Annotated in this window: 28 protein-coding genes; 10 read left to right on the top strand and 18 right to left on the bottom strand. The window is 75.0% G+C overall.

All coding sequences use genetic code 11. From position 1 onward, the window contains the following. Positions 1-66: 66 nt before the first annotated feature. Positions 67-1,092, bottom strand: a complete 1,026-nt coding sequence (locus tag VKK44_RS17855; RefSeq protein ID WP_343442233.1) for an adenosine deaminase — start codon at positions 1,090-1,092, stop codon at positions 67-69. Beyond that, entirely contained in the window at positions 1,089-1,880 is a 792-nt protein-coding gene (locus VKK44_RS17860; RefSeq protein WP_343442234.1) for a trans-aconitate 2-methyltransferase, read from the bottom strand. The genes VKK44_RS17855 and VKK44_RS17860 overlap by 4 nt, the downstream gene beginning before the upstream one ends. Positions 1,881-1,967: 87 nt before the next feature. Between VKK44_RS17860 and VKK44_RS17865 the strand changes: the two genes are divergently transcribed. Together VKK44_RS17865 and VKK44_RS17870 are read left to right on the top strand one after the other, a co-directional pair. Further along, on the top strand, positions 1,968-2,951 hold the full coding sequence (locus tag VKK44_RS17865) for an aldo/keto reductase (RefSeq protein ID WP_343442235.1): 984 nt from the start codon (positions 1,968-1,970) through the stop codon (positions 2,949-2,951). Between the two features lie 91 nt (positions 2,952-3,042). Further along, positions 3,043-3,234: a hypothetical protein gene (locus VKK44_RS17870; RefSeq protein ID WP_343442236.1), complete on the top strand. Its 192-nt coding sequence runs from the start codon at positions 3,043-3,045 to the stop codon at positions 3,232-3,234. A gap of 85 nt (positions 3,235-3,319) precedes the next feature. On the opposite strand, the gene VKK44_RS17875 is transcribed toward VKK44_RS17870, so the two are convergent. The 7 genes from VKK44_RS17875 to VKK44_RS17905 all read right to left on the bottom strand — a co-directional run bounded on the left by VKK44_RS17875 (position 3,320) and on the right by VKK44_RS17905 (position 7,680). Further along, complete coding sequence (locus VKK44_RS17875; RefSeq protein WP_091424054.1) at positions 3,320-3,523, bottom strand: cold-shock protein; 204 nt, start codon at positions 3,521-3,523, stop codon at positions 3,320-3,322. 287 nt (positions 3,524-3,810) lie between these two features. Further along, entirely contained in the window at positions 3,811-4,083 is a 273-nt protein-coding gene (locus VKK44_RS17880) for a DUF4235 domain-containing protein (RefSeq protein WP_343442237.1), read from the bottom strand. Further along, on the bottom strand, positions 4,080-4,433 hold the full coding sequence (locus VKK44_RS17885) for a DUF3618 domain-containing protein (RefSeq protein ID WP_343442238.1): 354 nt from the start codon (positions 4,431-4,433) through the stop codon (positions 4,080-4,082). Before VKK44_RS17885 ends, VKK44_RS17880 begins: the two co-directional genes overlap by 4 nt. Further along, entirely contained in the window at positions 4,430-4,864 is a 435-nt protein-coding gene (locus VKK44_RS17890; RefSeq protein WP_343442240.1) for a phage holin family protein, read from the bottom strand. Before VKK44_RS17890 ends, VKK44_RS17885 begins: the two co-directional genes overlap by 4 nt. Before the next feature lie 288 nt (positions 4,865-5,152). Further along, the gene (locus VKK44_RS17895) at positions 5,153-6,349 is read right to left on the bottom strand and encodes a mechanosensitive ion channel family protein (protein WP_343442241.1); all 1,197 of its coding nucleotides are present in this window, start codon (positions 6,347-6,349) and stop codon (positions 5,153-5,155) included. Positions 6,350-6,425: 76 nt separating this feature from the next. After that, positions 6,426-7,247, bottom strand: coding sequence for a DUF1206 domain-containing protein (locus VKK44_RS17900; protein ID WP_343442242.1), 822 nt, complete (start codon positions 7,245-7,247; stop codon positions 6,426-6,428). 67 nt (positions 7,248-7,314) lie between these two features. Beyond that, a complete protein-coding gene (locus VKK44_RS17905) occupies positions 7,315-7,680 on the bottom strand; it encodes a hypothetical protein (RefSeq protein ID WP_343442243.1) in 366 nt (121 codons plus the stop codon). A 130-nt stretch (positions 7,681-7,810) separates the two neighbouring features. Between VKK44_RS17905 and VKK44_RS17910 the strand changes: the two genes are divergently transcribed. Beyond that, entirely contained in the window at positions 7,811-9,037 is a 1,227-nt protein-coding gene (locus tag VKK44_RS17910) for a cysteine desulfurase-like protein (RefSeq protein ID WP_343442244.1), read from the top strand. Further along, complete coding sequence (locus VKK44_RS17915) at positions 9,034-9,321, top strand: GNAT family N-acetyltransferase (RefSeq protein WP_343442245.1); 288 nt, start codon at positions 9,034-9,036, stop codon at positions 9,319-9,321. Before VKK44_RS17910 ends, VKK44_RS17915 begins: the two co-directional genes overlap by 4 nt. A gap of 46 nt (positions 9,322-9,367) precedes the next feature. On the opposite strand, the gene VKK44_RS17920 is transcribed toward VKK44_RS17915, so the two are convergent. Continuing rightward, entirely contained in the window at positions 9,368-10,867 is a 1,500-nt protein-coding gene (locus VKK44_RS17920) for a glycoside hydrolase family 3 protein (RefSeq protein ID WP_343442246.1), read from the bottom strand. A 138-nt stretch (positions 10,868-11,005) separates the two neighbouring features. Between VKK44_RS17920 and VKK44_RS17925 the strand changes: the two genes are divergently transcribed. The 5 genes from VKK44_RS17925 to VKK44_RS17945 all read left to right on the top strand — a co-directional run bounded on the left by VKK44_RS17925 (position 11,006) and on the right by VKK44_RS17945 (position 15,560). Continuing rightward, entirely contained in the window at positions 11,006-11,128 is a 123-nt protein-coding gene (locus VKK44_RS17925; RefSeq protein ID WP_281182311.1) for a hypothetical protein, read from the top strand. Positions 11,129-11,193: 65 nt separating this feature from the next. Continuing rightward, the gene (locus tag VKK44_RS17930) at positions 11,194-12,144 is read left to right on the top strand and encodes a TIGR03557 family F420-dependent LLM class oxidoreductase (protein ID WP_343442247.1); all 951 of its coding nucleotides are present in this window, start codon (positions 11,194-11,196) and stop codon (positions 12,142-12,144) included. Between the two features lie 49 nt (positions 12,145-12,193). Further along, positions 12,194-13,825 (top strand): RecQ family ATP-dependent DNA helicase, encoded by a 1,632-nt coding sequence (locus tag VKK44_RS17935; protein ID WP_343442248.1) that lies wholly within the window; start codon positions 12,194-12,196, stop codon positions 13,823-13,825. Between the two features lie 63 nt (positions 13,826-13,888). Next, positions 13,889-14,392 carry a hypothetical protein gene (locus tag VKK44_RS17940; RefSeq protein ID WP_343442249.1) on the top strand — a complete coding sequence of 168 codons (504 nt, stop codon included), beginning with the start codon at positions 13,889-13,891 and terminating at the stop codon, positions 14,390-14,392. A gap of 136 nt (positions 14,393-14,528) precedes the next feature. After that, complete coding sequence (locus VKK44_RS17945) at positions 14,529-15,560, top strand: AraC-like ligand-binding domain-containing protein (protein ID WP_343442250.1); 1,032 nt, start codon at positions 14,529-14,531, stop codon at positions 15,558-15,560. Positions 15,561-15,734: 174 nt separating this feature from the next. Here VKK44_RS17945 and VKK44_RS17950 read toward each other — a convergent pair whose 3' ends face one another. From VKK44_RS17950 to VKK44_RS17985, 8 genes are read right to left on the bottom strand one after another with little or no spacing between them, the layout of a single operon-like run. Beyond that, complete coding sequence (locus VKK44_RS17950; RefSeq protein WP_343442251.1) at positions 15,735-16,727, bottom strand: DNA topoisomerase IB; 993 nt, start codon at positions 16,725-16,727, stop codon at positions 15,735-15,737. After that, positions 16,711-17,670, bottom strand: a complete 960-nt coding sequence (locus VKK44_RS17955; protein ID WP_343442252.1) for a glycosyltransferase family 9 protein — start codon at positions 17,668-17,670, stop codon at positions 16,711-16,713. Before VKK44_RS17955 ends, VKK44_RS17950 begins: the two co-directional genes overlap by 17 nt. Next, a complete protein-coding gene (locus VKK44_RS17960) occupies positions 17,667-18,374 on the bottom strand; it encodes an SDR family oxidoreductase (protein ID WP_343442253.1) in 708 nt (235 codons plus the stop codon). Before VKK44_RS17960 ends, VKK44_RS17955 begins: the two co-directional genes overlap by 4 nt. Further along, positions 18,371-19,861 (bottom strand): PfkB family carbohydrate kinase, encoded by a 1,491-nt coding sequence (locus tag VKK44_RS17965; protein WP_343442254.1) that lies wholly within the window; start codon positions 19,859-19,861, stop codon positions 18,371-18,373. Before VKK44_RS17965 ends, VKK44_RS17960 begins: the two co-directional genes overlap by 4 nt. 11 nt (positions 19,862-19,872) lie before the next feature. Beyond that, a complete protein-coding gene (locus VKK44_RS17970; protein WP_343442256.1) occupies positions 19,873-20,547 on the bottom strand; it encodes a D-sedoheptulose-7-phosphate isomerase in 675 nt (224 codons plus the stop codon). Further along, complete coding sequence (locus VKK44_RS17975; RefSeq protein WP_343442257.1) at positions 20,547-21,764, bottom strand: glycosyltransferase; 1,218 nt, start codon at positions 21,762-21,764, stop codon at positions 20,547-20,549. The genes VKK44_RS17970 and VKK44_RS17975 overlap by 1 nt, the downstream gene beginning before the upstream one ends. Next, the gene (locus VKK44_RS17980; RefSeq protein WP_343442258.1) at positions 21,749-22,723 is read right to left on the bottom strand and encodes a glycosyltransferase; all 975 of its coding nucleotides are present in this window, start codon (positions 22,721-22,723) and stop codon (positions 21,749-21,751) included. The genes VKK44_RS17975 and VKK44_RS17980 overlap by 16 nt, the downstream gene beginning before the upstream one ends. Beyond that, complete coding sequence (locus tag VKK44_RS17985; RefSeq protein ID WP_458351544.1) at positions 22,720-24,360, bottom strand: HAD-IIIA family hydrolase; 1,641 nt, start codon at positions 24,358-24,360, stop codon at positions 22,720-22,722. Before VKK44_RS17985 ends, VKK44_RS17980 begins: the two co-directional genes overlap by 4 nt. Before the next feature lie 115 nt (positions 24,361-24,475). Here VKK44_RS17985 and VKK44_RS17990 point away from each other — a divergent pair, with 115 nt between their 5' ends. Then, positions 24,476-24,922 (top strand): SRPBCC family protein, encoded by a 447-nt coding sequence (locus VKK44_RS17990; protein ID WP_343442259.1) that lies wholly within the window; start codon positions 24,476-24,478, stop codon positions 24,920-24,922. The last annotated feature ends 27 nt before the right edge of the window (positions 24,923-24,949 follow it).

Below are 24,949 nucleotides of genomic sequence, written 5' to 3' on the forward strand. Positions count from 1 at the left end.
GCGCGCGGCGGGAGTCCGGTCCCCCCACACCTCGCTCCCGTCGCGCGCCGCTCCCCCGGCCGGTCCTCAGCGCGTCGTGCCCGCCGCGTACGCGTCGATCTCGGCGCTGATCCGGGCCCGTTCGGCCGGCTCCAGGAAGGCGGCGTCCACCGCGGCGCGGGCCAGCGCGGCCACCCCGTCCGGGCCGAGCTTCAGCAGCCGGGCGGCCACCGCGTACTCCTCGTCGAGCGTGGTGCCGAACATCGGCGGGTCGTCGGAGTTGATGCTGACCGGCACGCCGGCCTCGACGAGCTGCGGCAGCGGGTGCTCGTCGAGGCTGGCCACCGCCCGGGTGCGCACGTTCGAGGTGGGGCAGACCTCCAGTGGGATGCGCCGCTCCGCCAGGTGGGCCAGCAGCGCCGGGTCGAGCGCGGCGGAGATGCCGTGCCCGATCCGCTCGGCGCCCAGCTCGCGCAGCGCGTCCCAGACGGTTTCCGGGCCGGTGGTTTCGCCGGCGTGCGGCACCGACCGGAGCCCGGCCGCCCGGGCCTGGTCGAACCAGGGCTTGAACTGGGGCCGGGGCACGCCGATCTCGGGGCCGCCGAGACCGAAGCTGATCAGCCCGTCCGGCCGTTCGTCGAGCGCGATGCGCAGCGTCTGCTCGGCGGCCGGCAGCCCGGCCTCGCCGGGGATGTCGAAGCACCAGCGCAGCGTGATGCCGAAGTCGGCCTCGGCCCGCTTGCGGGCGTCCTCGATCGCCTCGCAGAACGCCGGCGCGGGAATGCCCCGGTGCACGTGCGAGTAGGGGGTGACGGTCAGCTCGGCGTAGCGGACCTGCTGGCGGGCCAGCTCGCGGGCCACCTCGTGGGTGAGCAGCCAGACGTCGTCGGCGTCGCGGATCAGGTCCACCACGCTCAGGTAGACGTCGATGAAGTGGGCGAAGTCGCGGAACGCGAAGTAGTCGGCGAGCGCCTCCGGGTCGGCCGGGACGGGGCTGCGCCCCTCGTGCCGGGCGGCCAGCTCGGCGACGATCCGGGGCGAGGCGGAGCCGACGTGGTGCACGTGCAGCTCCACCTTGGGCAGGCCGGCGATGAAGGTGGACAGGTCGGTCACGGGTTCTCCTCTGCGCGGGCGCCGGTGCGGGCCACCACGAAGATCCGGCGGAACGGGAAGTACACCTGACCCTGCCGCACCGGGTACGCCTCGGCGAGGCGTACCCCCAGCTCGGCCCGGAAGTCGGCCCAGCCGGCGGCGTCCAGCGCGGCGCGGACCGGGCGCAGCGCCGTGCCTTCCATCCAGGCCAGCACCGGGTGGTCCGCGCCGGCGGCCGGCAGCAGGTGCACGTAGGTAGTCTCCCAGGCGTCCACCGCGCAGCCCGCCCCGGTCAGCAGCGTGGCGTAGTCGACCGGTTCCCCGACCGGGGCCTCGCGCAGCAGCCCGGCGAGCGGCTCACGCCACCGGTCCCGGCCGGCGACCGCCCGCAGCGCGCGGTGCGACGGCGCGGCGAAGTTGCCCGGCACCTGGAAGGCCAGCCAGGCGTCGCGCGGCAGCTCGCCGGCCCAGCGGGTGAGCAGCTCGCGGTGACCGGGCACCCACTGGAGCACCGCGTTGGCGACCAGCACGTCCACGTCCGGCGTGGGCCGCCAGTCGCGGACGTCGCCGACGGCGAACGTGACCGGGGCGGCCAGGGCGGCGGCCCGCGTGATCATCTCGGGTGCGGAGTCGAGCCCGGTGACCCGGCTGTCGGGCCAGCGGGCGGCGAGCCCGGCGGTGAGCGTGCCGGGGCCGCAGCCGAGGTCGACCACGGCGCGCGGGCGCTCGGCGCCGACGCGGGCCAGCAGGTCGTGGAACGGCCGGGAGCGTTCGTCGCGGTAGCGCAGGTAGGTGCTCGGATCCCACATGTCACATCTCCAAACCGTACGTACGTCTTGCTAAGGACCGTACGGCCCGACGAGCGCCACGGCAACCCGCTCACTAGGCTCGACCGGATGGAACAGCGCAACTTCGACCGGCTCGGCCGGCACGTCGGCATCATCGGACTCGGCGCCTGGCAGCTCGGCGCGGACTGGGGCGAGGTCAGTGAGGACGCGGCGCTCGACGTGCTGACCGCCGCCGTCGACGCCGGCGTCACCTTCCTGGACACCGCCGACGTGTACGGCGACGGCCGCAGCGAGCAGCTCATCGGGCGGTTCCTGCGGGCCCACCCGGACCACGGGCTGACCGTGGCCACCAAGATGGGCCGGCGGGTGCCGCAGACGCCGGAGGCGTACACGCTCGACAACTTCCGGGCCTGGACCGACCGGTCCCGGGCCAACCTCGGCGTCGACACGCTCGACCTGGTGCAGCTGCACTGCCCGCCCACCGCGGTCTTCGCCGACGACCGCGTCTTCGACGCCCTGGACACGCTGGTCGCCGAGAAGCGCGTCGCCGGGTACGGGGTCAGCGTGGAGACCTGCGACCAGGCGCTCACCGCCATCGCCCGGCCCGGCGTGGCCAGCGTGCAGATCATCCTCAACGCGGTCCGGCACAAGCCGCTGGAGCGGGTGCTGCCGGCCGCCGCCGCGGCCGGGGTGGGCGTCATCGCCCGGGTCCCGCTGGCCAGTGGCCTGCTCTCCGGCCGCTACGACGAGCACACCACGTTTCCGGAGGACGACCACCGCACGTTCAACCGGCACGGCGAGTCGTTCGACGTCGGCGAGACGTTCTCCGGTGTCGACTACGACCTCGGCCTGGCCGCGGTCCGCCGGCTCGCGCCGCTGGTCGGCGACGACCGCACCATGGCGCAGTTCGCGCTGCGCTGGATCCTCGACCAGCCCGGCGTGACCGTGGTGATCCCCGGCGCCCGCTCCGCCGAGCAGGCCCGGCGCAACGCCGAGGCGGCCGGCCAGCCGCCGCTGACCGAGGTGGAGTTGGCCTCCGTGCGGGCCACCTACGACGAGCTGATCCGGCCGCAGGTGCACGACCGGTGGTGACCGCACCGGCCCCGCCCGTCGGCGCGGCGTCGCCGACGGGCGGCGTCGGCGGGCATGCTGGATCGGGGCGGACGTCGTCGGAGGGGGCGCGATGAGGGGTTGGTTCCGGCTCACCATGGGCCTGCTGGCGGTGGTGCTCGGCGCGCTCTGGACCGTGCTGGGGCTCGGCTACGTCGAGGGCAGCGCGCTGACCGACCGGCGGATCTGGGCGCTGGTCGGCCCGGCGCTCGTCGGCATCGGACTCGTCGCGCTCTGGCACGGCATGCGGGCCCGGCGCCGCTGAGGCGTACCGGACATGGAGAAGCCCCGCCTCCCGTGCGGGATGCGGGGCTTCGCGCACCGGCCGGCGCGGCCGGCACTGTGTCAGCTCAGATGGGGCGGACCTGCTCGGCCTGCGGACCCTTCTGACCCTGGGCGATCTCGAACTCCACCCGCTGGTTCTCCTCCAGCGTGCGGTAGCCGCTGGACTGGATGGCCGAGAAGTGGACGAACACGTCTGCACCCCCGCCGTCGACGGTGATGAAGCCGAAGCCCTTGTCAGCGTTGAACCACTTCACGGTTCCCTGCGCCATGTGCAACTCCTTCTAAAACTGGCGGCCGAGCACGCCGTGCGGCCGATTGGCCGTTTTCGAGCAGCGGCGCCTGAGGCGGCCCCCGTGCAGGGAACGTCCCTCAACCCACGCGTCTCGCAACAGCGTGAGACAGCAAACCACGTACGCAAAAACTTCGCACAGCCTACCGGACGAACTTCTCTGACATGTGACCTGAAAGTTGTCCGGAGATCGACGGACGACCGGGGTCCGGACGCGCGAAAGGCCCCTCTCCACCGCGTGGGAAAGGGGCCTTCCATCGAGCTGCTTCAGTCCGGCCAGTGCCCGGTCAGCCGGCGGACGCCGACCGCGCCACCCCGGTCCACGGCGGCGCGCACCGCCGCGAAGATCGCGCCCTGGAGCGCCGCGGCGGCCAGCACCTCGCCCCACCTGCGGTCCTCGTCGGTGGCGCTCGGCGCATCGCCGTCGCCCGCCGTCAGCTTCCAGACCTGCCGGAAGATCATCCCGGCGACGGTGCCGGCGGCCAGGCCGAGCAGCACCCCCACCGGCTTGTAGGCCGCCTTACCGATCCTGCCGCTCACCTGCGCCTCCCTCGGACCACCAACAGCACCACCACGGTCACCACCGCGCCGGCCGCGACGGCCGCCCACGGCAACGGGTTGCGCCCGACCGCCTCACCGGACCCGTACGCCTGCGCCCGGACCTGCCGGGCCCGCTCCGTGGCCCGCTCGCGCACCCGGGCGACGGTCAGCGCCGCCTCCTGGCGCACCCGCGCCTTGGCCTGCTCGGCGGAGTGCCGCACCAGCGCCTTCGGGTCGGCGCGTGCCGCCAACAGCTCCATCGTCTCACCGAGTTCGACCCGGGTCCGGCGGATCTCCTCCCGGAGCGCCGCCACGTCCCCGGTCCCGTTGCCGTTAGCGTTACCGGTCATGACCGCCTCCCGTCCTTCACCGCGGCGGTGACCGTGTCGACGTCCGCCCGGACACTGCGCACCGTCGCCTCCGGCACCGGCGGGACGGCACGGCTGACCTGCTTCTTGCCCACGAGTGCCAGGATCCCGGCGAGCAGGAACAACGCCACCGCCACGATCAGGGCGGCCAGCCACGCCGGCATGACCAGTGCCAGCAGCAGGATCACGGTGGCGACCAGCGCGCCGGCGCCGTAGAGCGCCATCACCCCGCCGCCGCCGAACAGCCCGATCCCGATCCCGGCGTGCTTGCCCTTCTGGGTCAGCTCCGCCCGGGCCAGCGTCAACTCGTCCCTCACCAGACGGGTGACCTGTTCGGTGGCCCGTTGCACCAGTTCCGCGGTGGACGGCTCGTTCCCGGTCCGGGACGTACGGTGACTCGCGACGTCAGCCATGCTGTCCTCCTTTCTTCATCACCGCGCTGTATGCCCGGAGTCGCCGCCCGTCAATCCTGCGCGGGGCGGCCGGTCGGCCCGGCCGCGCGCCACCGGGGCCCGGCGTCGGCCGGCCGGAATCCGGGGCGTGCGCAGCAGGTCCCCGGAACTCCGCCGGACAAACCCACTCGGCCCGACCCGTCCACGAACCGCCCGTACCGTCCGGCCCGGGGCCGGGGCCCGCGCACGGCACGCACGGAGCCCCCGGCGCCGGGCGGCGGCCGGGGGCTCCGATCGGGGTACGGCGGATCAGCGGCGGGCCTCGGCGTGGTCCTCCCGGCCCACGAACACCTCGCTGCGGGCCTCCCCGTCGTCACTGCCGCCGAAGACCCGCGCGTCGTCGGGCGCCTCGGTGTCGGCCGGCCGGCGGCCCGTCCGGCGCGGCTGCACCACCTGCCAGGGCAGCGGGCCGGCGGCCTCGCCCACCTCGGCGCGCAGCCGGGGCAGGGCGGTCGGGCGGTGGTCGCGTACCCAGGTCACCAGGTTCTCCCGGACCAGGCAGCGCAGGTCCCAGAGGCTGCCGGCGTCGGCGGCGCTGACCAGCGCGCGGACCTTGACCATGCCGCCGGTCGCGTCGGTCACCTGGAGCACGCAGACCCGGCCGTCCCAGAGGTCGGTGCCCTCGCAGAGCCGGCGCAGCTCCTCCCGCATGGCCTGCACCGGAATGGCCCAGTCCAGGTCGAACTCGGCGGTGCCGAGCACCGCCGCCTCGGTCCGGGTCCAGTTCTGGAACGGCCGGCTGGTGAAGTACGAGGTGGGCAGGATCAACCGGCGGTCGTCCCAGATCTGCACCACCACGTAGCTGAGCGTCAACTCCTCGATCCGGCCCCACTCCCCCTCGACCACGACCACGTCGTCCAGGCGTACCGCGTCGCTGAAGGCGAGCTGGAGGCCGGCGAAGACGTTGCCGAGCAGGCTCTGCGCGGCGAGCGCGGCGACGACACCGACCACACCGGCGGAGGTGAGCACGCCGGCGCCGATGCCGCGTACGGCCGGGAACGTCATCAGCATCACGCCGACGGCGAGGATCACGATCACCGCGATGGTCAGCCGGCGCAGCAGCACCACCTGGGTCCGTACCCGGCGGGCGTGGCGGTTGTTCGGCACGTCCACCCGGAACCGGGCCAGCGCGGTGTCCTCCGCCACCACCAGCAGCGCGGCCACCAGCCAGGCGACCGCGGCGATCATGGCCAGCCCGAGCGTGTGCAGGACGAACTGACGCCACGGGCTGCCCACCGCGTAGAGCGTGGTGAACCGGATCGCGAGCTGCACGCCGACCACGGTGGCGGCGACCTGGAACGCGCGGTGCGCGTGCTCGGTCAGCTCGGTCATCAGCAGCGACCGGCGGCCGAGCCGGCGGGTGGCCCGGTGCACCACCTCGACCAGCACCAACGCGACCGCCGCCGCGGCGAGCGCGGCGGCGACGGTCACCAGATAACTCTGCACGACATTCTCTCCCTCCGGCCCGGGCGGAATCGGGCAAAGGCCCAATGGTGCCCGGCGGCCCGGATATCGACCAGGCTCAGACCTTGCGGTACCGGGACTGGAAGAAGCAGTAGACGCCGAACGCGGCGATGCCGAGCGCCATCAGCGCCAGCAGCCACGGCCCGTACGCCTGGTCGCGCAGCGTCCGCAGGGCGGCGTCCAGGCCGCGCGCCTTCTCCGGGTCGTACTTGACGGCGGCGACCACGATCAGCAGGCCGGCGATGGCGAAGACCGCGCCCCGGGCGGCGTACCCGGCCATGCCGAGACGGCGGGTGAGCTGGCGGGTCTTCGGGCTCATCTCACCGGTCTTGAGGTTGCGCTCGAACTTCTTCCTCAGGCCGTAGATCACCATGCCGACGCCGACCGCGGCGAGCACCAGACCGGCCAGCCCGACCAGCCACCGGCCGCCGTCGGAGGCCATCAGCTTCTCGGTGAGCTGCTGCTGCTGGTTGGAGGAGTTGGCGCTGGCGTCCTGCACGACCTTGATCGAGGTCCAGCCCAGCCAGACGAAGATGATCACCCGGACGACCGAGGCGATCCGCTCGAAGGTCCGCTCCTTGCCGGTCCTGGACTGGTGGCCGACCAGCGCCTCGGAGGCCTGCCAGATGGCCATGGCGAAGAGACCGACGGCGATCGCCACCAGCATGAACTTGCCGAGCGGCTGCTCGCCGAGCGTGCGCAGCGCGCCGTTCTGGTTGCCCTCCTCCCCGGATTTCCCGAAGGCGATCTGCAACGCCAGCCAGGCGAAGAGGAGGTGCACGATTCCGTAGCCGATGAAACCGGCGCGAGTCAACAGTTCGAGCCACCGGCTGTTCTTGGCCTGGGCGGCGGTGGCTCCGGCGTTCCGGGTGAGAGACATGGGCCCTCAATCTCCCGACGTGCAGTTTTCCAAACGTCACCGCCCACCGCCGCCCGGCCGAATCCGATCAGTTGTTGGGGTTGCGGGCCACCCGGAGCACGACGTTCTGGTCGGTGACGCTGTCCAGGCTGACCTGGAAGCCGCCGACCTCGGTGGCCTGCTGGCCGGTGGTGAGCGAGAGCTGCTCCCCGGCCACCTCGACGGTGACCTGGTCGTCCTGGGTGCCGATGAGCTTCGCCTCGACGCCGAGGATGGTGGCGCTGGCGTCCACGCCACGGTCGAACGTGATGGTGCAGGCGTCCAGGCCGCAGTCGGTGTCGGCGCCGTTGGAGCTGCACCCGGCGAGCAACGCGGCGCCGAGCGCGAGACCGGCGAGCAGCCCGGCGGCACGACGGGTGGGGGTCGGGGGGAAGGTGGCGCGTCGGTTCGTCACCTCCCCAACGGTACCGCCCGCCGGCCACGCTCCCGGGCGACGTGCGCGCCGAGGTGGGGCGTGCAGAAGGGGCCCCGCCTCCACCGAAGGCGTCAGGAAGGGGCCCCTCCTTTCACGCTAGGGTGCGGGGATGGCTTTTGACGTGGCCCGGGTGCGCGGGTCCTATCCCGCGCTGGGCGAAGGCTTCGTGCACTTCGACGGCGCCGGCGGCACCCAGACCGCCGCCGGGGTGATCGAGGCGGTGGCCGACGCCATGCGCGCCGCCACCGGCAACCGCAGCGCCGCCTTCCGGCCCGGCCGGCGCGCGCTGGAGCTGGTCGCCGGCGCCCGCGCCGCGGTCGCCGACCTGCTCGGCGCGGACCCGTCGGGCGTGGTGCTCGGGCCCAGCGCCACCGCGCTGACCTACACGCTGGCCCGGACGCTGGGCGCCGGCTGGCGCCCGGGCGACGAGGTGGTGGTCTCCCGGCTGGACCACGACGCCAACGTCCGGCCCTGGGTGCAGGCCGCCGAGGCGGCCGGCGCGACGGTGCGCTGGGCCGAGTTCGACCCGGCCACCGCCGAGCTGCCCGCCGGCCAGTACGCCGACCTGGTCGGCGAGCGCACCCGGCTGGTCGCGGTGACCGCCGGCAGCAACGCGACCGGCACCGCGCCGGACGTGCCGGCCATCGCCAAGACCGCGCACGCGGTCGGCGCGCTGGTCTGCGTGGACGGGGTGCACTCGGTGCCGCACGGCCCCACCGACCTGGCCGCACTCGGCGCGGACGTGCTGGTCACCAGCGCGTACAAGTGGTCCGGCCCGCACCTGGCGGCGATGGTCGCCGACCCGGCGCGGTGGGAGTCGCTGCGCCCGGCGAAGCTGCTGCCCTCCGCCGACACGGTCCCGGACCGCTTCGAGTACGGCACCCCCAGTTTCCCGCTGCTGGCCGGCGTGACCGCGGCGGTGGACCACCTGGCGTCGCTCGACCCGACCGCGACGGGCGACCGCCGGGCGCGGGTCCGCGCCGGTCTCGCCGCCGCCCAGGCGCACGAGGAGGAGGTCTTCGACCGGCTGCTCGCCGGACTGGCGGCCCGGCCCTTCGTCACCGTGTACGGCACGCCCGCCCGACGCTGCCCCACGGTGTCGTTCCGGGTGGCCGGGCGGGCCCCGGCGGAGACCGCCGCGGCGCTCGGCGAGGCGGGCCTCTGCCTCTCCTCCGGCGACTACTACGCCTACGAGTACTTCCAGGCGATGGGCCTGCGCGACACCGGTGGCGCGGTGCGGGCCAGCGTCTACCACTACAACACGGTCGACGAGGTGGACCGGCTGCTGGCCGAACTCGACCGGCTGGCCGACGACGAGGGGACAATGGTCCGGTGAGCTTCCTGGTCGAGGAGAACCCCGCCAAGCACCGCTTCGAGATCCTGGTCGACGACGCGCTGGCCGGCTTCACCGCGTACCTGCCGCGCGGTGAGGTGCTGGTCTTCACGCACACCGAGGTCGAGGACCGCTACCAGGGGCAGGGCGTGGGCGCCGCGCTGATGCGGGGCACGCTGGACCAGGTGCGCGCCCGCGGCGGGCGGGTGGTGCCCCGCTGCCCGTTCATGGCCGCGTTCATCGAACGGCACCCGGACTACGCCGACCTGGTGGTCGACGCGCCGTAGGGCCCGGCCCGACCGGGGGACCTCCCCACCCGGCCGGGCCGGGAGCTCAGCGGACGCCGGCCAGCAGCTCGGCGGCGGCCCGGGCCGCCGCCGCGGTGGCGCCGTGGGTGGCCAGGTGCACCCGGCCGGCGGCCAGCTCGGGCACGCCCAGCTCGACCACCACCGCGTCCGGGCGGGCGGCCAGCGCCCGGGTGACCGCGTCCCGCATCCACTCGTGCCGGTGCAGGTCACGCACGACCAGCACCAGCGGCCGGTCGGCCGGGCCGGTGGCCGGGTCGGCCGGGACGGCGTCGGCGGCGTACCGGGCGGTGGTGGTGCCGGGCGTCAGGTGGGTCAGGGGCGCGGCGATCCCCCACGGGGTCTCCTCGCCGATGGCGATGTTGCGGGGCGGCGCGAACTCCACCACGTGCGCGGGCCCGGCCAGCGGCAGCAGTCCGGCGTCGCCGGTGACCCGGACCGCGCGGCGGGCGGCGGCCAGCCCGATCGCCGATCCGTCGGCGGCCGGCCGGCCGCTGCTGCGGCGGGCGCGGGCGGCGACGCTCCACGCGGCGAGCTGGCCGACCCGCTTCGCCGCCTCGGCCAGCCGCTCCTCCGGCAGTTCGCCGCGCACCACGGCGGCCACGATGGCGTCGCGCAGTTCCCGGGCGTCGGCCTCGGTGGCCCGTTCCCCGCCCACGCAGATCGCGTCCGCGCCGGCGGCGAGCGCACGCACCGCCGCGCCGGCGAAGCCGTACCGGTCGGACACCGCGCGCATCTCCACCGCGTCGGTCACCACCACGCCGCCGAAGCCCAGCTCCTCGCGGAGCAGCCCGCCCAGGATGCGTGCGCTGAGCGTGGCCGGCAGCTCCTCGTCGAGCGCCGGCACCAGCAGGTGGCCGGTCATCACCGCCTGGACCCCGGCCGTCACGGCGGCCCGGAACGGGGCCAGCTCGACCGCGTCCAGCCGGGCCCGGTCGCCGCCGATGCGGGGCAGGTCCAGGTGGGAGTCGACCCGGGTGTCGCCGTGCCCGGGGAAGTGCTTGGCGCAGGCGGCGACGCCGCCGGCCTGGAGGCCGCGCACCCACGCGGCGGTGTGGCGGGCGACCAGCTCGGGGTCGGCGCCGAACGAGCGCACCCCGATCACCGGGTTGGCCGGGTTGGAGTTGACGTCGGCGTCCGGGGCGTAGTCGAGCGTGATGCCGACCGCTGCCAACTCGGCGCCCAGGTCGCGGGCGACGTCCTCGGTCAGCGCCGCGTCGTCCACCGCGCCGAGCGCGAAGTTGCCGGGCCGGGAGCTGCCCCGGGCCGACTCGATCCGGGTGACGTCGCCGGCCTCCTCGTCGATCGCCACGATCACGTCCGGCCGTTCCGCCCGCAGGTTCGCGGTCAGCGTCGCGACCTGCTCGTGGTCGACGACGTTGCGGGCGAACAGGACCACCGCGCCGAGCCCCTCGCCGAGCCACCGGCAGACCCAGGGCGGCGGGGTGGTGCCGACGAACCCGGGTTGCAGGACGGCGGCGGCGAGCGCCGCCAGGTCTCCGGTGGCTCCCACGATCCGCTCGCTCATGCGCTGTCGTACCCCCGTATCCCCACGGTCCCGCCGGGACCGACGGGTGCTGACATGGTCACACCGCGCAGCTAAATAGTCAACAATCCTTACTGTTAACTGCTGGCGTCCCGCCACGCCCCGTGGGACAGTTCGTCCATGCCCGTCCTGCCGCTCGCGGACGCCACCGGCGCCGCCGACATCCCCGGCGTACGCCTGCTCGGCCTGGTGGTCGGCGCGTTGTTCCTGCTGATCGCGATCCGGGCGATGTTCCGCCGCTGACCCCCGGGTTCGGCCCGTTCCGCCGGGGTAGGGAGGTCCGCATCCGGACACGGCGGAGGGGAAACATGAAGATCGGTTACTTCCTGTCCAGCGAGGAGTACACGCCGGCGGAGCTGCTGGCCCAGGCACGCGGCGCCGAGCAGGCCGGCTTCGAGGCACTGTGGATCTCCGACCACTACCACCCGTGGGTCGACGCCCAGGGCCAGAGCCCGTTCGTCTGGTCGATGCTCGGCGCACTCAGCCAGGTCTGCCGGCTGCCGGTGACCACGGCCGTCACCTGCCCCACCGTCCGCATCCACCCGGCGGTCGTCGCCCAGGCGGCGGCCACCAGCGCGGTGCTGCACGAGGGCCGCTTCGTGCTCGGGGTGGGCACCGGCGAGGCGCTGAACGAGCACATCCTCGGCGACGCCTGGCCGCAGACCGACGTGCGGCTGGAGATGCTGGCGGAGGCGGTCGAGGTGATCCGCGAGCTGTGGCGCGGTGACTTCGTCAACCACCACGGCAAGCACTACACGGTGGAGCACGCCCGGATCTACACCCGACCCGAGACACCGCCGTCGATCTACGTCTCCGGCTTCGGCCCCAAGGCGATCGAGCTGGCCGCCCGGATCGGCGACGGCTACGTCAGCATGATGCCCGACGCCGACATGGTGCGCCGGTTCCGGGACGCCGGCGGCGGCGACAAGCCGTGCCAGGGCGGCTTCAAGGCCGCGTACGCCGACACCGCCGACGAGGGCGCCCGGATCGCGTACGAGCGCTGGCCCAACGCGGGCGTGCCGGGTGAGCTGTCCCAGGTGCTCCCCTCGCCGCGCCACTTCGAGCAGGCCGCCGAGCTGGTCCGGCCGGAGCAGGTGCGGGAGGCGTTCGTCTGCGGCCGGGACGCCGACGCCCACCTGGAGATGATCGGCAGGTACGCCGAGGCCGGCTTCGACGAGGTCTACGTGGCCAACACCGGCCCGCACTGGCAGGGCCTGTTCGACCTCTACCAGGCCGACGTGCTGCCCCGGCTGCGGTGATCGCGAGGACGGTTTCGCGACCGGACGCCGGGGGTAGCTGAGGCGCTTGATGAAACTGACCAGGCACGCCACCAACCTGCGCCGCGCGGCGAAGAACCTGTTCGGCTGGACCGCGTTGCGGCCCAACCAGCTGGCCGCCATGCGCGCCGTCATGAAGCGCCACGACGCCCTGGTGGTGCTGCCCACCGGCGCCGGCAAGTCGGCGATCTACCAGATCCCGGCCAGCCTGATCCCCGGCCCGACCGTGGTCATCTCCCCGCTGCTCGCGCTCCAGCAGGACCAGATCGCCGCGCTCAACGAGCGGCAACGGCCCGAGCTGCGCGCGGTGCGGATCAGCTCGGACGAGAGCGCCGCGCAGCAGGCCGAGGCGGTCGAGGACATCCGGGCCGGCCGGGCCGAGTTCCTGTTCATCACGCCCGAGGCGCTGAGCAACCCGGACCGGCTGGCCGAGGTCCGCTCGCTGTCCCCGGCGCTGGTCGCGATCGACGAGGCGCACTGCATCTCGTCCTGGGGTCACGACTTCCGGCCGGACTACCTCGCGCTCGGCCACCTGATCGACGGCCTCGGCCGGCCGCCGGTGGTCGCGTTGACCGCCACCGCCTCGCCCCCGGTGCGCGACGACATCATCGCCCGGCTGCGGCTGCGCGAGCCGGAGGTCGTCGTCTCCGGGCTGGACCGGCCGAACCTGTTCCTCGAGGTGGCCCACTGCCCGACCGAGGACTACCGGTGGCGGCGGCTGGTCGCCCTGCTGCGCGACGACGAGCGGCCCGGCATCATCTACGTGCCGACCCGTCGCGCGGCGGAGGAACTGGCCGAGCGGCTGACCAAGGCGGGCTTCCCGTCCGAGTTCTACCACGGCGGCATGCCCACCGCGGCACGGCACGAGCTGCACGAGGCGTTCCTCGCCGACCGGGTGCCCATCATGGTGGCCACCTCGGCGTTCGGCATGGGCATCGACAAGCCGAACATCGCCTGGGTGGTGCACATGGCGCTGCCCGACTCGCCGGACAGCTACTTCCAGGAGATCGGCCGGGCCGGCCGCGACGGCTCCCCGTCCCGGGTGCTGCTGCTGTGGCGGTCCGAGGACGTCGGCCTCCAGCGCTACTTCAGCGGCGGGCTGCCCGACGAGAAGGAACTGTCCGACCTCGCCGCGGTGCTGCGCAGCAAGGCCCGCACCCGCAAGGAGCTGCGCGAGCTGACCGGTCTGGGCCCGCGCAAGCTCGGCCAGTACCTCTCCCTGCTGGAGCAGATCGGCGCCGCCGAGCCGCGGGCCCGGCAACGCGTCGGCGTGCCCCGCTACGCGCCGGACGCCGCCGAGGCCGGCCGCGCCGCGCGCGCCGAGGCCGAGCGGCAGCAGACCGTGACCCGGTCACGGACGGACATGATGCGCGCGTTCGCGGAGACCACCGGCTGTCGCGGGCAGGCGCTGCTGGCGTACTTCGGCGAGCAGATGAGCGAGGTCTGCGGCCACTGCGACAACTGCCACGCCGGCACCAGCGTGGCGAACGACGGCGCGGTCGGGCCGTTCCCGGTGCACAGCCAGGTCCGCCACGCCGAGTGGGGGTCCGGCCTGGTGCTCAGCTACGAGGAGGACCGGATGACGGTGCTCTTCGACGAGGTGGGCTACAAGACGCTGTCCGTGCGTGTGGTGTCCGAACAGGGCCTGCTGGAACTGGACTAGCCTGATCCGGGCACCGCGACGGTGCCCGTCGACAACGACGACCGCGGCGAAAGGAACCTGATCGTGATCGAGCAGCCGGCGTACACCCGGTTCGGCGTCTCGGACGAGGAGTGGGGGCTGCTGGTGGGTCTGCCGCAGTCGGTGCTCACCGCGGCGGCTGCCGCCGAGTCCGACGGCGCCCGGCGCACCATGGCCGAGAACGCCGCCGGGCTGGAGACCATCGCCGCCGGCCGGGAGTCGGCCAGCCCGCTGGTCGCCGCCGTGGCCGGCGAGATCGTCGCCCGGGTCGGCGACCCGGAGACCGGCGCGGAGCTGCCGGTGATCACGCCGGACGACCCGGCCGCGATGATCGAGGACGTGCTCACCCGGGCCGGTCAGGCGTCCGCCCTGCTCACCGGCAAGGTGGACGAGGGGCAGGCCGGCGCCTACCGGCACTGGCTGGTGGAGATCGCCGAGCAGGTCGTGGGCGCCGCCTCCACCGGCGGCATCCTGGGCATCGGCGGGGACGTGGTGAGCGACTCCGAGCGTCGGTTCCGGGACCGACTCTCCCACGTGCTCAACGACTGAACGTAGAGTTAACAGAGGCTTCCACGTTCGTCAATGACGGACGTCACGCCCCACGGGTGCCGCGTTTCGGCCCCGTGGGGCGTCGTGTTTGTGGAGGGATGTCGACAGACCACGGGGGTCGTTCATGGACACACCGATGCAACCACAGATCTTCGACACCGCACAGATACCCGCCGCCGACCGCTTCGGGCTCTGGCTGGAGATGCTCGCCCGGACGCCCACGCTGATGCGGGTCCGCACCGAGCACGCCGACAACTTCGAGGCGCGGGCCGAGTTCCTCGAACTGGGGCCGATGCGGCTCATCCGGCACCGCTACCCGCCGCTGCACGGGATCCGGACCCGCAAGCTGATCAGCCGCTCCGACGCCGACTGCTACCTGCTGGCGCTGACGCTCGTCGGCACCGGCATCGCCGACCAGGACGGGCAGCGGGGGGTCTGTCCACCGGGCGACCTCACCTTCTACGACTGCGCCCGGCCCCAGGAACTCAGCCACCACACCGACCGTGCCGACGACCGGTCCGCCGCGTCGATCGTGGCGCTCATCCCGTACGAGGCGCTGCCGCTGCCGCACCGCCGGCTCACGCCGCTGTTCGCCAGCCGGATGTCCGGCGCCGAGGGGATCGGCGCCCTGCTGGCCGACTACCTCATCCGGATCACCGGCCATCCGGACCAGTACCACGCGGTCGACGCGGACCGGCTGGGCGGCGTCGCGCTCGACCTGATCGCCACGCTGCTCGGTCGCCACCTGGTCTCCGAGGAGGCGGTGCCGACCGAGGTCCGGCGCCGCGCGCTGCTCGCCCAGGTGCACGCGTACGTCCGGCAGCACCTCGGCGACGTGACGCTGGGCCCCGGCACGATCGCCGACGCCCACCACCTGTCGGTGCGGTCCCTGCACCGGCTCTTCGAGGACGAGGAGACCACGGTCGCCGCGTACATCCGGGACGAGCGGCTGGCCCGGTGCCGGCGGGACCTCGCCGACCCGGCGCTGGCCGACCGGTCCATCCAGGTCATCGCCGGCCGCTGGGGGTTCCGGGACAAGGCCCACTTCAGCCGCGCCTTCCGGGCCACCCAGGCGGAGACACCGCAGGCGTTCCGGGCGCGTCACCTGGAACAGGCACGGATCGTCAACAGCGCGGCGTCCGAAGTCAACTCGACTCGCACACAATGAACCCGGGTCGACACCGGTGACGGTGACGACCCGCTGGTAACGGGGGGCCGTGGCGTGGCGCCCGCGGCGGTCCAGCCGCGGGCGGCCGCCCGGTGGCCCTCCCGCGCCGCAATCGACGGCACCCGGGCTCCGGCCCCGTCGTTTCTCCCCCAGGACCGACGGGGCCGGTCGGGCTCAGTCGGTCGCCTCCTCCTTCAGCAGTGCCAGCACGAACTTCTCCACCGCCTCGCGCGGCATCTCCGGCTGCACCGGTGCCAGCACCCCGTCGTGGTACAGGTCGACCACCCGCGGGTCCACGTAGGACGTGCGGGCCACCGTCGGCGTGTTGCCGAGCAGCTCGGCGACCGAACGCATCACCGCCGCCACCGCCCGGCGACGCCCGGTGACGGACCGCTGCGGGCCCACCGAGGCCAGCTCGGCGGCGGCCAGCACGGTGGCGTGCCAGGTGCGGAAGTCCTTCGCGGTCATCTCCCCACCGCTGGCGTCGCGCAGGTAGTCGTTCACCTCGTCGCTGCGCACGTCGCGCCACCCGCGACCGTCCCAGTAGCCGAACAGCCGCTCCTGGGCGCGGCGCCGCCGGCGCAGGTTGAGCAGCACCTGGCACAGCTCCGCGTCCTCGACGCGGCGGACCTGGTCGATGCCGCCCTTGGCCGGGAACTCGAACACCACGCAACCACCGCGCGAGCGGGCGTGCTCCGGTCGCAGCGTCGCCACGCCGAACGTGGGGTCGTCGCCGGTCGCGTACTGGTCGCTGCCCACCCGGAACGCCCCCATGTCGAGCAGCCGGGCCACGGTGGCCAGCACCCGCTCCCGCCGCAGCCCGCGCAGCGCCAGGTCGTGCGCGACCCGGTCGCGCAGCGTCGGCAGCCGGTGGGCCACCTCCAGCACGTGGTCGAACTTCGCCTCGTCGCGCTTGCGCCGCCACTGCGGGTGGTAGAGGTACTGCTTGCGGCCGGCCGCGTCGATGCCGGTGGCCTGGATGTGCCCGTTCGGGTACGGCGAGATCCACACGTCCCGCCAGGCGGGCGGGACGACCAGCGCGCGCAGCCGGGCCAGCTCGTCGGCGTCACGCACCGGTTCGCCCTTCGCGTCCAGGAAGAGCCAGCCCTTGCCGCGCCGCCGCCGGGCGTACCCCGGCCGGCCCGGATCGCTACGCCGCAACCGCACCGGAGACCCGTTCCACCTCGGCCACCGCCGCCACCACCTCGTCGACCCCGATGGCATCCAATGTCGGATGCGTTCCTACCCCCGCGGAACCGGTCGAATCCGGGGCAGGTCCGGCGGCGTCGGCGCGACCGAGCGCCCGGTGCCGGGGGCGGTCGGGCGGTGGACCCCAGTGCGCCGCCGACACCGGCCCGAACAGCACCACCGAGGCGGTCCGGTACCCGGTGGCGAGGTGGGCCACGCCGGTGTCGCCGCTCACCACCAGGCGCGCGTCGGCCACCAGCGCGGCCAGCTCGGTCAGGCCGGTCCGACCGGCCAGCACCGCCGCCGGCGGCAGCCCGGCGGCGCGGGCCACCCGGGCGGCCAGCGCCCGCTCGTCGGCCGAGCCGGTGAGCACCACCCGGTGGCCGGCCGCGGTCAACGTCCGGGCCAGCCCGGCGAAGCGGTCCGCCGGCCAGCGCTTCGCCGGCACCTTGCTGCCCGGGTGCAGCACCGTCACCCCGGCCGGTACGCCGACCACGGCCGGCCGCCGCAACGCCAGGTCCCCGGCGTCGGCCGGCAGGCCGTACGCGTGCAGCAGCCGGCACCAGCGACGCACCTCGTGCTCGTCGGCGTCCCAGGTCGGACCGTCGAGGTGGCCGGCCGACGGGTTCCGGTAGGCGAGCAGCCGACCCGGCCGGACGGCGGCCAGCGCCCGGTGCGACTGCGGTCCCCGACCGTGCAGGTTCACCGCCACCTCCGGCGGCGGCCCGATCCACCGGATCCGGTCCGGCCCGGCGGTGGGCAGCACCCGGTCGACCACCCCGGTCAGTGCCGCCAGCGGCGCCAGCCAGGCCGGGGCGGCCAACACCAGCTCCCGGCCGGGCAGACCGGCGCGCAGGCCGCGCAGCGCCGGGACGGCGGTGGCCAGGTCGCCGACCCCGAGCGCGCGCAGTACCAGGATCACGGGTACGAGGACTCCCGCTCGGCGCAGACCACCAGTTCGCGGACCGCGCAGCCGGCCGGCTGGGAGAGCGCGAACATCACCGCGGCGGCGGTGTCGGCCGGCTCGTTGAGCACGGCGTCCGGTCCGGGCCGGTACTGCTCGTCGCGCTCGTCGAAGAACGCGGTGCGCATGCCGCCGGGGATCAGCAGGGTCACCCCGACCGCGCCGGCCAGCTCGGCGGCGAGCGCCCTGGTGAAGCCGACCACCCCGAACTTCGCCGCGCAGTACGCGGTCGCGTCGCCCACCGCCTTCACGCCGAGCGTGGAGGCGACCGTGACGATGGTGCCCCGGGACGCCTCCAGGAAGGGCAACGCGGCCCGGATCACCGCCGCGGTGGCGAGCAGGTCCACCGTGACGATCCGCTCCCACGTCTCCGCCGGCACGTCGGCCAGCTTGCCGGGCACGTCCACGCCGGCGGCGGTGACCACGGCGTCCAACCCGCCGGAACGCTCCGCGAGGTCCCGGGTGGCGGCCTCGGCGGCCCGGGTGTCGGCCAGGTCGCACTCGGCCCACGGCACCCCGTCGGCGGGCCGCTGCCGGTCCAGCACGAGGGGCCGGCCGCCGGAGCGGGCCACGGCCGCGACCACCGCCGCGCCGAGGCCGCTGGACCCGCCGGTGACCAGCACGGTCGGCCCGGCGCCGGGCCGGTTGCGTGGCGCGCTCATCGTGCTCCCTTCGCCGTGGACCGGACGACCGGCTCCCGGCCGTTCTCCGCGCCCGCGCCGGCCGGCCGGCGGGCGCTGCCGCGGCCGGCGCGGGCCGCCGCGATCATGTCGGTGGTGGAGCGCCCGTCCAGGTACGGCACCACCACGGTGTGGCCGCCCCAGCGGGCCAGGATCGCCGACTCCGGCAGCGTCTCCGTGCCGCCGCCGCTGGCGTAGTCACCGCCCTTGACCCAGATGTCCGGGCGCAGCCAGGACAGCGCCGCGTGCGGGGTCGGCTCGTCGAAGATCAGCACCGCGTCGACGCAGCCCAGCGCCGCGATCAGCCGGCTGCGGTCGCCCTGCGGCACGACCGGGCGCTCCGGTCCCTTGAGCCCGGCCACGCTCGCGTCGGAGTTGAGGCAGACCACCAGGCAGTCACCGAGCCGCCGGGCCGCCTGGAGCGTCGCGACGTGCCCGGCGTGCAGCAGGTCGAAGCAGCCGCCGGTGGCCACCACCGTGCCGCCGGCCGCGCGTACCCGGGCCAGCACCTCACCGGCCGCCCCGGCGCCGATCCGGTCCCCGCCGACGGTCACCACCGCCGGGGCGACCGCCCGGACCGGCGCCGGCAACGCGGTGGTCACTCCCCCGCCGGCCACGTACGCGGACGCCTCGGCGACCGCCTCCTGCACCGCCTCGGACACCAGCGCGCCCCGGGCCAGCGCCAGCGTCGCCGCGGCGGCGAACCGGTCGCCCGCGCCGCAGGTGTCCCCCTCGGCGGGCGGCGCCGGCACCACCAGCGGGGTGGAGCCGGCGTGGCAGAGCAGCGCGCCGTCCCCGCCCAGGGTGACCGCGACCGCGCCGGCCTGCCAGCGCCGGCGCAGCGCCTGCGCGCTCCGGGACGCGTTCGCCAGGCGGGACCCGCCCGGCGGTGTCTTGGCCAGGTCACGGGCCTCCGGCTCGTTCGGGGTGGCCAGGTGCACGCCGGGCACGGCCGCCGGGCCGCGCGGGTGCGGGTCCCAGACCACCGGCGCCCGGGTGGCGGCCAGCGCGGCGCGCAGCACGGGCTGCCCGGCGAGGCCCCGGCCGTAGTCGCTGACCAGCACCGCGGACGCGTCGGCGAGCAGCCGCAGCACGGCCTCGCCCGGCTCCCCCGGCACGCCTGTCGGCCCGCCCCGGTCGTGGCGCAGCAGCACCCGCCCGCGCGCCCGCAGCCGGATCTTCTCCGGCGTCGCGCCGGCCAGCGGGAGCGCGTAGAGCTGCACCCCGGCGGCGGCGAGCAGGGTGCTGAGCCGGGCCCCGCCGGCGTCGTCGGCGACGGCGGTGACCAGCGCGACCTCGGCGCCCAGCCCGGCCGCGAAGACGGCGGCGAGGCCGGCCCCGCCGGGGCGGTCGACGGACGTGGTTTCGTCGAGCACCGGCACCGGGGAGTCCGGGCAGAGCCGGTTCACCAACCCCTCGACGTCCCGGTCCAGCAGCGTGTCACCGAGCACCACCACGGGTCCCGCCATGCTCGACCTCCTCATCGGGCCTGCACCTCCGGATCCGGGTCGCCGAGCACCACCTCGACGCCGGTGCGCACCGGGCCGGCCGGGGCACGGGCGGCCAGCGCCGCCGGCAGCGCCCGGTCGACGTACTCGCAGAGCACGTGCACGGCGACCAGGTGCAGCTCCTGCACCACCTGACTGTCCGGCGAGTCGACCGCCAACCGCTCGTGGCAGAGGTCGGCGAGGGGGTTGGGGGCGGGGCCGGTGAACGCCCAGCAGCGCAGGCCGGTGTCGTGGGCGGCGTGGGCGGCGGTGAGCAGGTTGCTGCTGGTGCCGCTGGTGGAGAGCAGGAGGAGCAGGTCGTCGGGTCGGCCGTGGGCGCGGACCTGGCGGGCGAAGACCTCGTCGTAGCCGTAGTCGTTGCCGATGGCGGTGAGGGCGCTGGTTTCGGCGTGCAGGGCGATGGCGGACAGGGGTCGGCGCTCGTGGCGGAGCTTGCCGACGAGTTCGGCGGTGAGGTGTTGGGCCTCGGCGGCGCTGCCGCCGTTGCCGGCCACCAGCAACCGGCCGCCCGCGGCGAGGCGGTGCGCCAGCTCACCGCCCCAGCGGGCGAGCAGGTGTTCCGCCTCGCGCAGCGGCAGCAACGCGCCGGCCAGCCGGGTCAGGTGGTCCGCCAGCACCGTGGCGCCGGGCGTCGGGGTGGCCGTCATCAGGCGACCACCCGGGTGCGCCGACGCACCGTGGCCACCTCGCCGTACAGCGCGCCGAGCCGGTCGGCGGCGGTCGCCCACGAGTAGCGGGTCCGGGCCCGTTCCAGCGCCGCGGTGGCGTAGGCGAAGCGGCGGATCCGGTCACCCAGCAGGCCCCGGATCGCCGCGCCGAGCGCCGCCGGGTCGCGGGCCGGCACCAGGTCGCCGGTGCGGCCGGGCACCACGGTGTCGATCAGCCCGCCGACCGCGGTCCCGATCACCGGCACGCCGCAGGCCATCGCCTCCAGCGGGGTGAGCCCGAACGGCTCGTACCAGGGGGCGGCCACCAGCACGTCCGCCGAGCGGTACCAGCGGCCCATCTCCTCGCGCGGCACGGCGCCGACCAGGCGTACCCGGTCGGCGATGCCGAGCGAGTGGGCCAGCGCCCGCAACCGCATCGCGTACGGGTCGGTCTCCAGCAGCCCGGCCGGCGGACCGCCGACCACCACGCACTCCGCGTCCGGCACCAGCGCGGTGGCGCGGATGACGTCCTGGAAGCCCTTGCGCTCGACCAGCCGTCCGACGGTGAGGATGCGGGCCCGGCCGCCGTCGGCCCCGGCGGCCGGGCCCAGCGGGCCGAACGTGGACAGGTTCACCCCCGACGGCACGACGGTCATCCGGGACCGGGGCACCCCGAGCCGGACCAGTTCGGCGACCTCGTCCTGGCACTGGGCGACCACCCGGTCCACCGAGCGGCCCAGCTCCCGTTCGTGGTCGACGCGACCCGGCGGGCTGGTGTCCTGGGCGCCCTGGTGGCGACGCTTGACGGTGCCGAGCGCGTGGTAGGTCTGCACGATCGGCACGCCGGTGCGCCGGGCCGCCGCGAGCCCGGCCAGCCCGCTCATCCAGAAGTGCGCGTGCACCACCTCGGGCTGCCAGTCACCGGTGCGCCACCGGTCCGCCAGCCAGTCGGAGAACGCTGGCATGTACGGCAGCAGGTCGTCCTTGGCCACCGGCTCGGCCGGGCCGGCGGGCACGTGCACCACCTCGTACCCGTCCGGGGCGCGTACGGTCACCGGCAGGTCCACCGCGTCGCGGCGGGTGTGGACGCGGACGTCGTGTCCGGCTGCCACGAGCGCGGCGGAGAGTTCGGCGACATGCGTGTTCTGGCCACCGGCGTCCTCCCCGCCGAGGACGGCGAGCGGGCTGGCGTGTTCCGAGATCATCGCGATGCGCATACTTCCTCCTCCAGCAGCCGGTCCCAGTCGGCGAGGAAACGCTCCAGGCCGTACCGGTCGCGGGCGGCGGCCCGGGCCGCGGCGCCCGCCCGGCGGGCTGCCGCCGGGTCGTCCAGCAGGCCCCGGGCGGCGTCGAGCAGCACGTCGACCCGGGTGGAGAGCGCTCCGGCGGCGGGCGGTACGGCCTCGACCGCCTCGGTGGTGGCCAGCGCGACCACCGGCATGCCGATGGTCATCGCCTCGACCAGGCTGAGCCCGAGCGAGGTCCACCGGCACAGGTGCAGGTAGGCGCGTCGTTTTCCCAGCTCGGCGTGCATCGCGTGCTGCGGCACGTCGTCGTGGCTGGTCAGTCGCTCCTCGGGCAGCCCGAGATGGGCGGCGAGCCCGGCCACCTTCATGCCGTAGACGTCCAGCGGCGCCAGCGCGGCGAACCGGGCGAGCAGGTCGGTGCCGGTGACCCGCCAGCGGCGTACCGGCTCGTTGATCACCACGGCGAGGCGGTCGAGTTCGCCGGTCCATTCGACGGCCGGGGCGACGACGCCGTGGTCGACCACAGTGGTGCGGGTGGCGCCGTTGTCCCAGAACAGTTCGTTGAATCCGGTGACGTGGGTGAGCAGCAGGTCGTCGCGGTCGGCCATCGGGTGGCGGGTGTTCGGGACGTCGCCCTTGGGGGTGTTGTGCTCGACGTAGACGGCGGGGAGGTCGCGGCCGGGGCGGCGGCCGAGCCACTGGGCGGCCAGGTCGAGTTCCTCGGGGCGTTGCAGGACGACCACGTCGACGTCGGTGTGGCGGAGCTGCTCCGGGGTGACCTCGACGGCGCTGTCCGGCCAGGGGTAGGTGCGCGCCCGGCCGAGTCCGTAGGCGTCCCGCGCCGGGTTGACCGGGATGAGGTAGCGGTGCTTGCCGTGCACGAACGAGGTGGTCCAGGACCCGTGCACGTGCCACAGCAGGATGTTCATCCGGCCACCCCGAGCAGCCGCAGCGCCTCCAGCACCCGGCCCGGTTCGACCGCCGAGAGGCAGGGGTGTCCGGGGACCGGGCAGGCGGTGGCGCGGGTGTCCCGGCAGGCCGCTCCGGCGTCGCCGAGGCGGACGGTCGGGACCCGGTACGGTCCCCACTGGCCGAACGGGACGGTCGGGGCGAACAGGCTGACCACCGGCACGCCCAGCGCGGCGGCCAGGTGCGCCGGGCCGGTGTTGCCCACCACCAGCGCGCCGGCCCGGGCGATCACGGCGGCCAGTTCGTCCAGCCCGGTCCGTCCGCCCAGGTCGACGCCGCCGGCGGCGGCCACCCGCGCGGTCAGCTCCCGCTCGTCCGGCCCGCCGGTGACCAGCACCCGGTGGCCGGCGGCGCCGAGCACCCGGACCACCCGGGTGGCCAGCTCGACCGGGCAGGCCCGGGTCTCCACCGAGGAGCCCGGGTGCAGCACCACGTAGCCGGGCGCTCCGGCCGCGGCCGGGACGGGCGGCAACCGGTCGGTGCGCAGGCGCAGCGCGGGTTCGTCGTGGTCGGGCAGGGGGTAGCCGGCGGCGGCGGCGAGGGAGAGCGCGCGTTCGGGTTCGGGGACGCCGGCGGGGACGCGGTGGCGGACGTCGAGCAGGGTGCCGGGGTAGTCGTCGCTGATGGCGCTGATGCGGGGTACGCCGGCGAGGCGCAGCAACAGGGCGAGGGGCAGGGGGGACTGGTGGAAGCTGGTGAAGATGACGGCCTCGTCGACCTGGACGGCGGCGAGCCGGTCGGTGAGCGCGCGGATGGCGGTGGGGTCGACGGGTGGGGCGGGGGCGTCGATCCAGGGCAGTGGCCATTCGATGATGTCGTCGACGCCGGGCAGCAGCTCGGCGGCGGCCCGGCCGCGGGGGCCGCAGAGCAGGACCACCCGGCGGGCGCCGGCCGCGACCGCCCGGATTCCGGGGCCGGTGACCAGCACGTCGCCGGCCGCGTCACTGCGCGCCACCAGCACCGTGCCGGCGCTGCGGCGCCGGTCGGGCGGCGGCGCGGCCACCAGCCGCATCCGGTCCAGCACGGTGTCCACCGCGTCCGGCAGGTCGGCGGCGACGGTCGGCGCGGCGGCCACCTCGGCGGCCCGGGTGGCCGGCGTGGGCACCATGACGGCGGCGGCGCCGGCTGCGGCGGCGGCGGCCATGTCGGCGCCGATGTCCCCGATCAGCACGCACCGGCTCGCCGTGGTGCCGAGCGCACGCGCGGCGGCGTGCACCAGCCCCGGCGCGGGCTTGCGGCAGCCGCACCGGTCCGGCTCCGCGTGCGGGCAGATCTGCCAGCTGTCGAACGGGCCGAGCAGCTCCTCGACCCGGGCGTTGACCCGGTGCAGGTCGTGCGCCGTGAAGTAGCCCCGGGCCAGTCCGGACTGGTTCGTCACCACGGCCAGCCGCAACCCGGCCGCGCGCAGCCGGTCCAGCGCCTCCCGGGCACCCGGCACCGGCCGGACCTTCTCCGGGTCGCCGTTGTACGGCACGTCCTCCACGAGCGTGCCGTCCCGGTCCAGCAGCACCGCCTCGTACAGGCCGGACGGGAGCCGGTCAGCACCCGGGTAAACCCGGGCTGACCTGCACTGATCCCGCTCGTGGTCCCGTCGCACGGGCGGCGGGTTCCCGACCCCCCGAGGAGTAAACGTCAGCCCCGGTTACCCGCCGCCTCCGAGAAGCTAACCCGGCTGCCGTTAGCGACGGCACCGGCGGGGGTACCGGACACCCGTGGCGGTGGTGGAGAAAGTGATCGACGCGTCCCCGGACCGGGTCTTCGAGGTGCTGGCCGACGGTTGGACCTACAGCGACTGGGTGGTGGGCACCGCCCACGTGCGGGACGTGGACGACACCTGGCCCCGGGTGGGCAGCCGGTTGCACCACCGGGCCGGCCCGTGGCCGTTCTCGCTCCAGGACGCGTCGACGGTGCTGGAGTGCCAGGCGCCGCATCGCCTCGTGCTGCGCGCCGGCCTCTGGCCGGCCGGCGAGGCGATCGTGGCGTTCGTCCTGGAGCCGTTGGGCGACGGCCGGACCCGGGTCACCATCGGCGAGGACTTCGCGGCCGGGCCGCTGCGGTGGGTCCGGACCAAGCTGAACGACCTCGTGCTGCATCTGCGTAACAGAGAGACGCTGGCCCGGCTGTCGGACATCGCGACGCGGCAGAAGTCGGAGCGGTGAGCGGTCGATCGCGGGGCGTCTGTGCGG

Source organism: Micromonospora sp. DSM 45708, from assembly GCF_039566955.1.
Classification (GTDB): domain Bacteria; phylum Actinomycetota; class Actinomycetes; order Mycobacteriales; family Micromonosporaceae; genus Micromonospora.

Bases quoted from the DNA above. Each gene is read 5' to 3' on its own strand.
- VKK44_RS17860 (WP_343442234.1), bottom strand. From the start codon at position 1,880: ATGTGGGATCCGAGCACCTACCTGCGCTACCGCGACGAACGCTCCCGG.
- VKK44_RS17865 (WP_343442235.1), top strand. From the start codon at position 1,968: ATGGAACAGCGCAACTTCGACCGGCTCGGCCGGCACGTCGGCATCATC.
- VKK44_RS17870 (WP_343442236.1), top strand. From the start codon at position 3,043: ATGAGGGGTTGGTTCCGGCTCACCATGGGCCTGCTGGCGGTGGTGCTC.
- VKK44_RS17875 (WP_091424054.1), bottom strand. From the start codon at position 3,523: ATGGCGCAGGGAACCGTGAAGTGGTTCAACGCTGACAAGGGCTTCGGC.
- VKK44_RS17885 (WP_343442238.1), bottom strand. From the start codon at position 4,433: ATGACCGGTAACGCTAACGGCAACGGGACCGGGGACGTGGCGGCGCTC.
- VKK44_RS17890 (WP_343442240.1), bottom strand. From the start codon at position 4,864: ATGGCTGACGTCGCGAGTCACCGTACGTCCCGGACCGGGAACGAGCCG.
- VKK44_RS17900 (WP_343442242.1), bottom strand. From the start codon at position 7,247: ATGTCTCTCACCCGGAACGCCGGAGCCACCGCCGCCCAGGCCAAGAAC.
- VKK44_RS17910 (WP_343442244.1), top strand. From the start codon at position 7,811: ATGGCTTTTGACGTGGCCCGGGTGCGCGGGTCCTATCCCGCGCTGGGC.
- VKK44_RS17920 (WP_343442246.1), bottom strand. From the start codon at position 10,867: ATGAGCGAGCGGATCGTGGGAGCCACCGGAGACCTGGCGGCGCTCGCC.
- VKK44_RS17925 (WP_281182311.1), top strand. From the start codon at position 11,006: ATGCCCGTCCTGCCGCTCGCGGACGCCACCGGCGCCGCCGACATCCCC.
- VKK44_RS17930 (WP_343442247.1), top strand. From the start codon at position 11,194: ATGAAGATCGGTTACTTCCTGTCCAGCGAGGAGTACACGCCGGCGGAG.
- VKK44_RS17935 (WP_343442248.1), top strand. From the start codon at position 12,194: ATGAAACTGACCAGGCACGCCACCAACCTGCGCCGCGCGGCGAAGAAC.
- VKK44_RS17945 (WP_343442250.1), top strand. From the start codon at position 14,529: ATGCAACCACAGATCTTCGACACCGCACAGATACCCGCCGCCGACCGC.
- VKK44_RS17960 (WP_343442253.1), bottom strand. From the start codon at position 18,374: ATGAGCGCGCCACGCAACCGGCCCGGCGCCGGGCCGACCGTGCTGGTC.
- VKK44_RS17965 (WP_343442254.1), bottom strand. From the start codon at position 19,861: ATGGCGGGACCCGTGGTGGTGCTCGGTGACACGCTGCTGGACCGGGAC.
- VKK44_RS17970 (WP_343442256.1), bottom strand. From the start codon at position 20,547: ATGACGGCCACCCCGACGCCCGGCGCCACGGTGCTGGCGGACCACCTG.
- VKK44_RS17975 (WP_343442257.1), bottom strand. From the start codon at position 21,764: ATGCGCATCGCGATGATCTCGGAACACGCCAGCCCGCTCGCCGTCCTC.
- VKK44_RS17980 (WP_343442258.1), bottom strand. From the start codon at position 22,723: ATGAACATCCTGCTGTGGCACGTGCACGGGTCCTGGACCACCTCGTTC.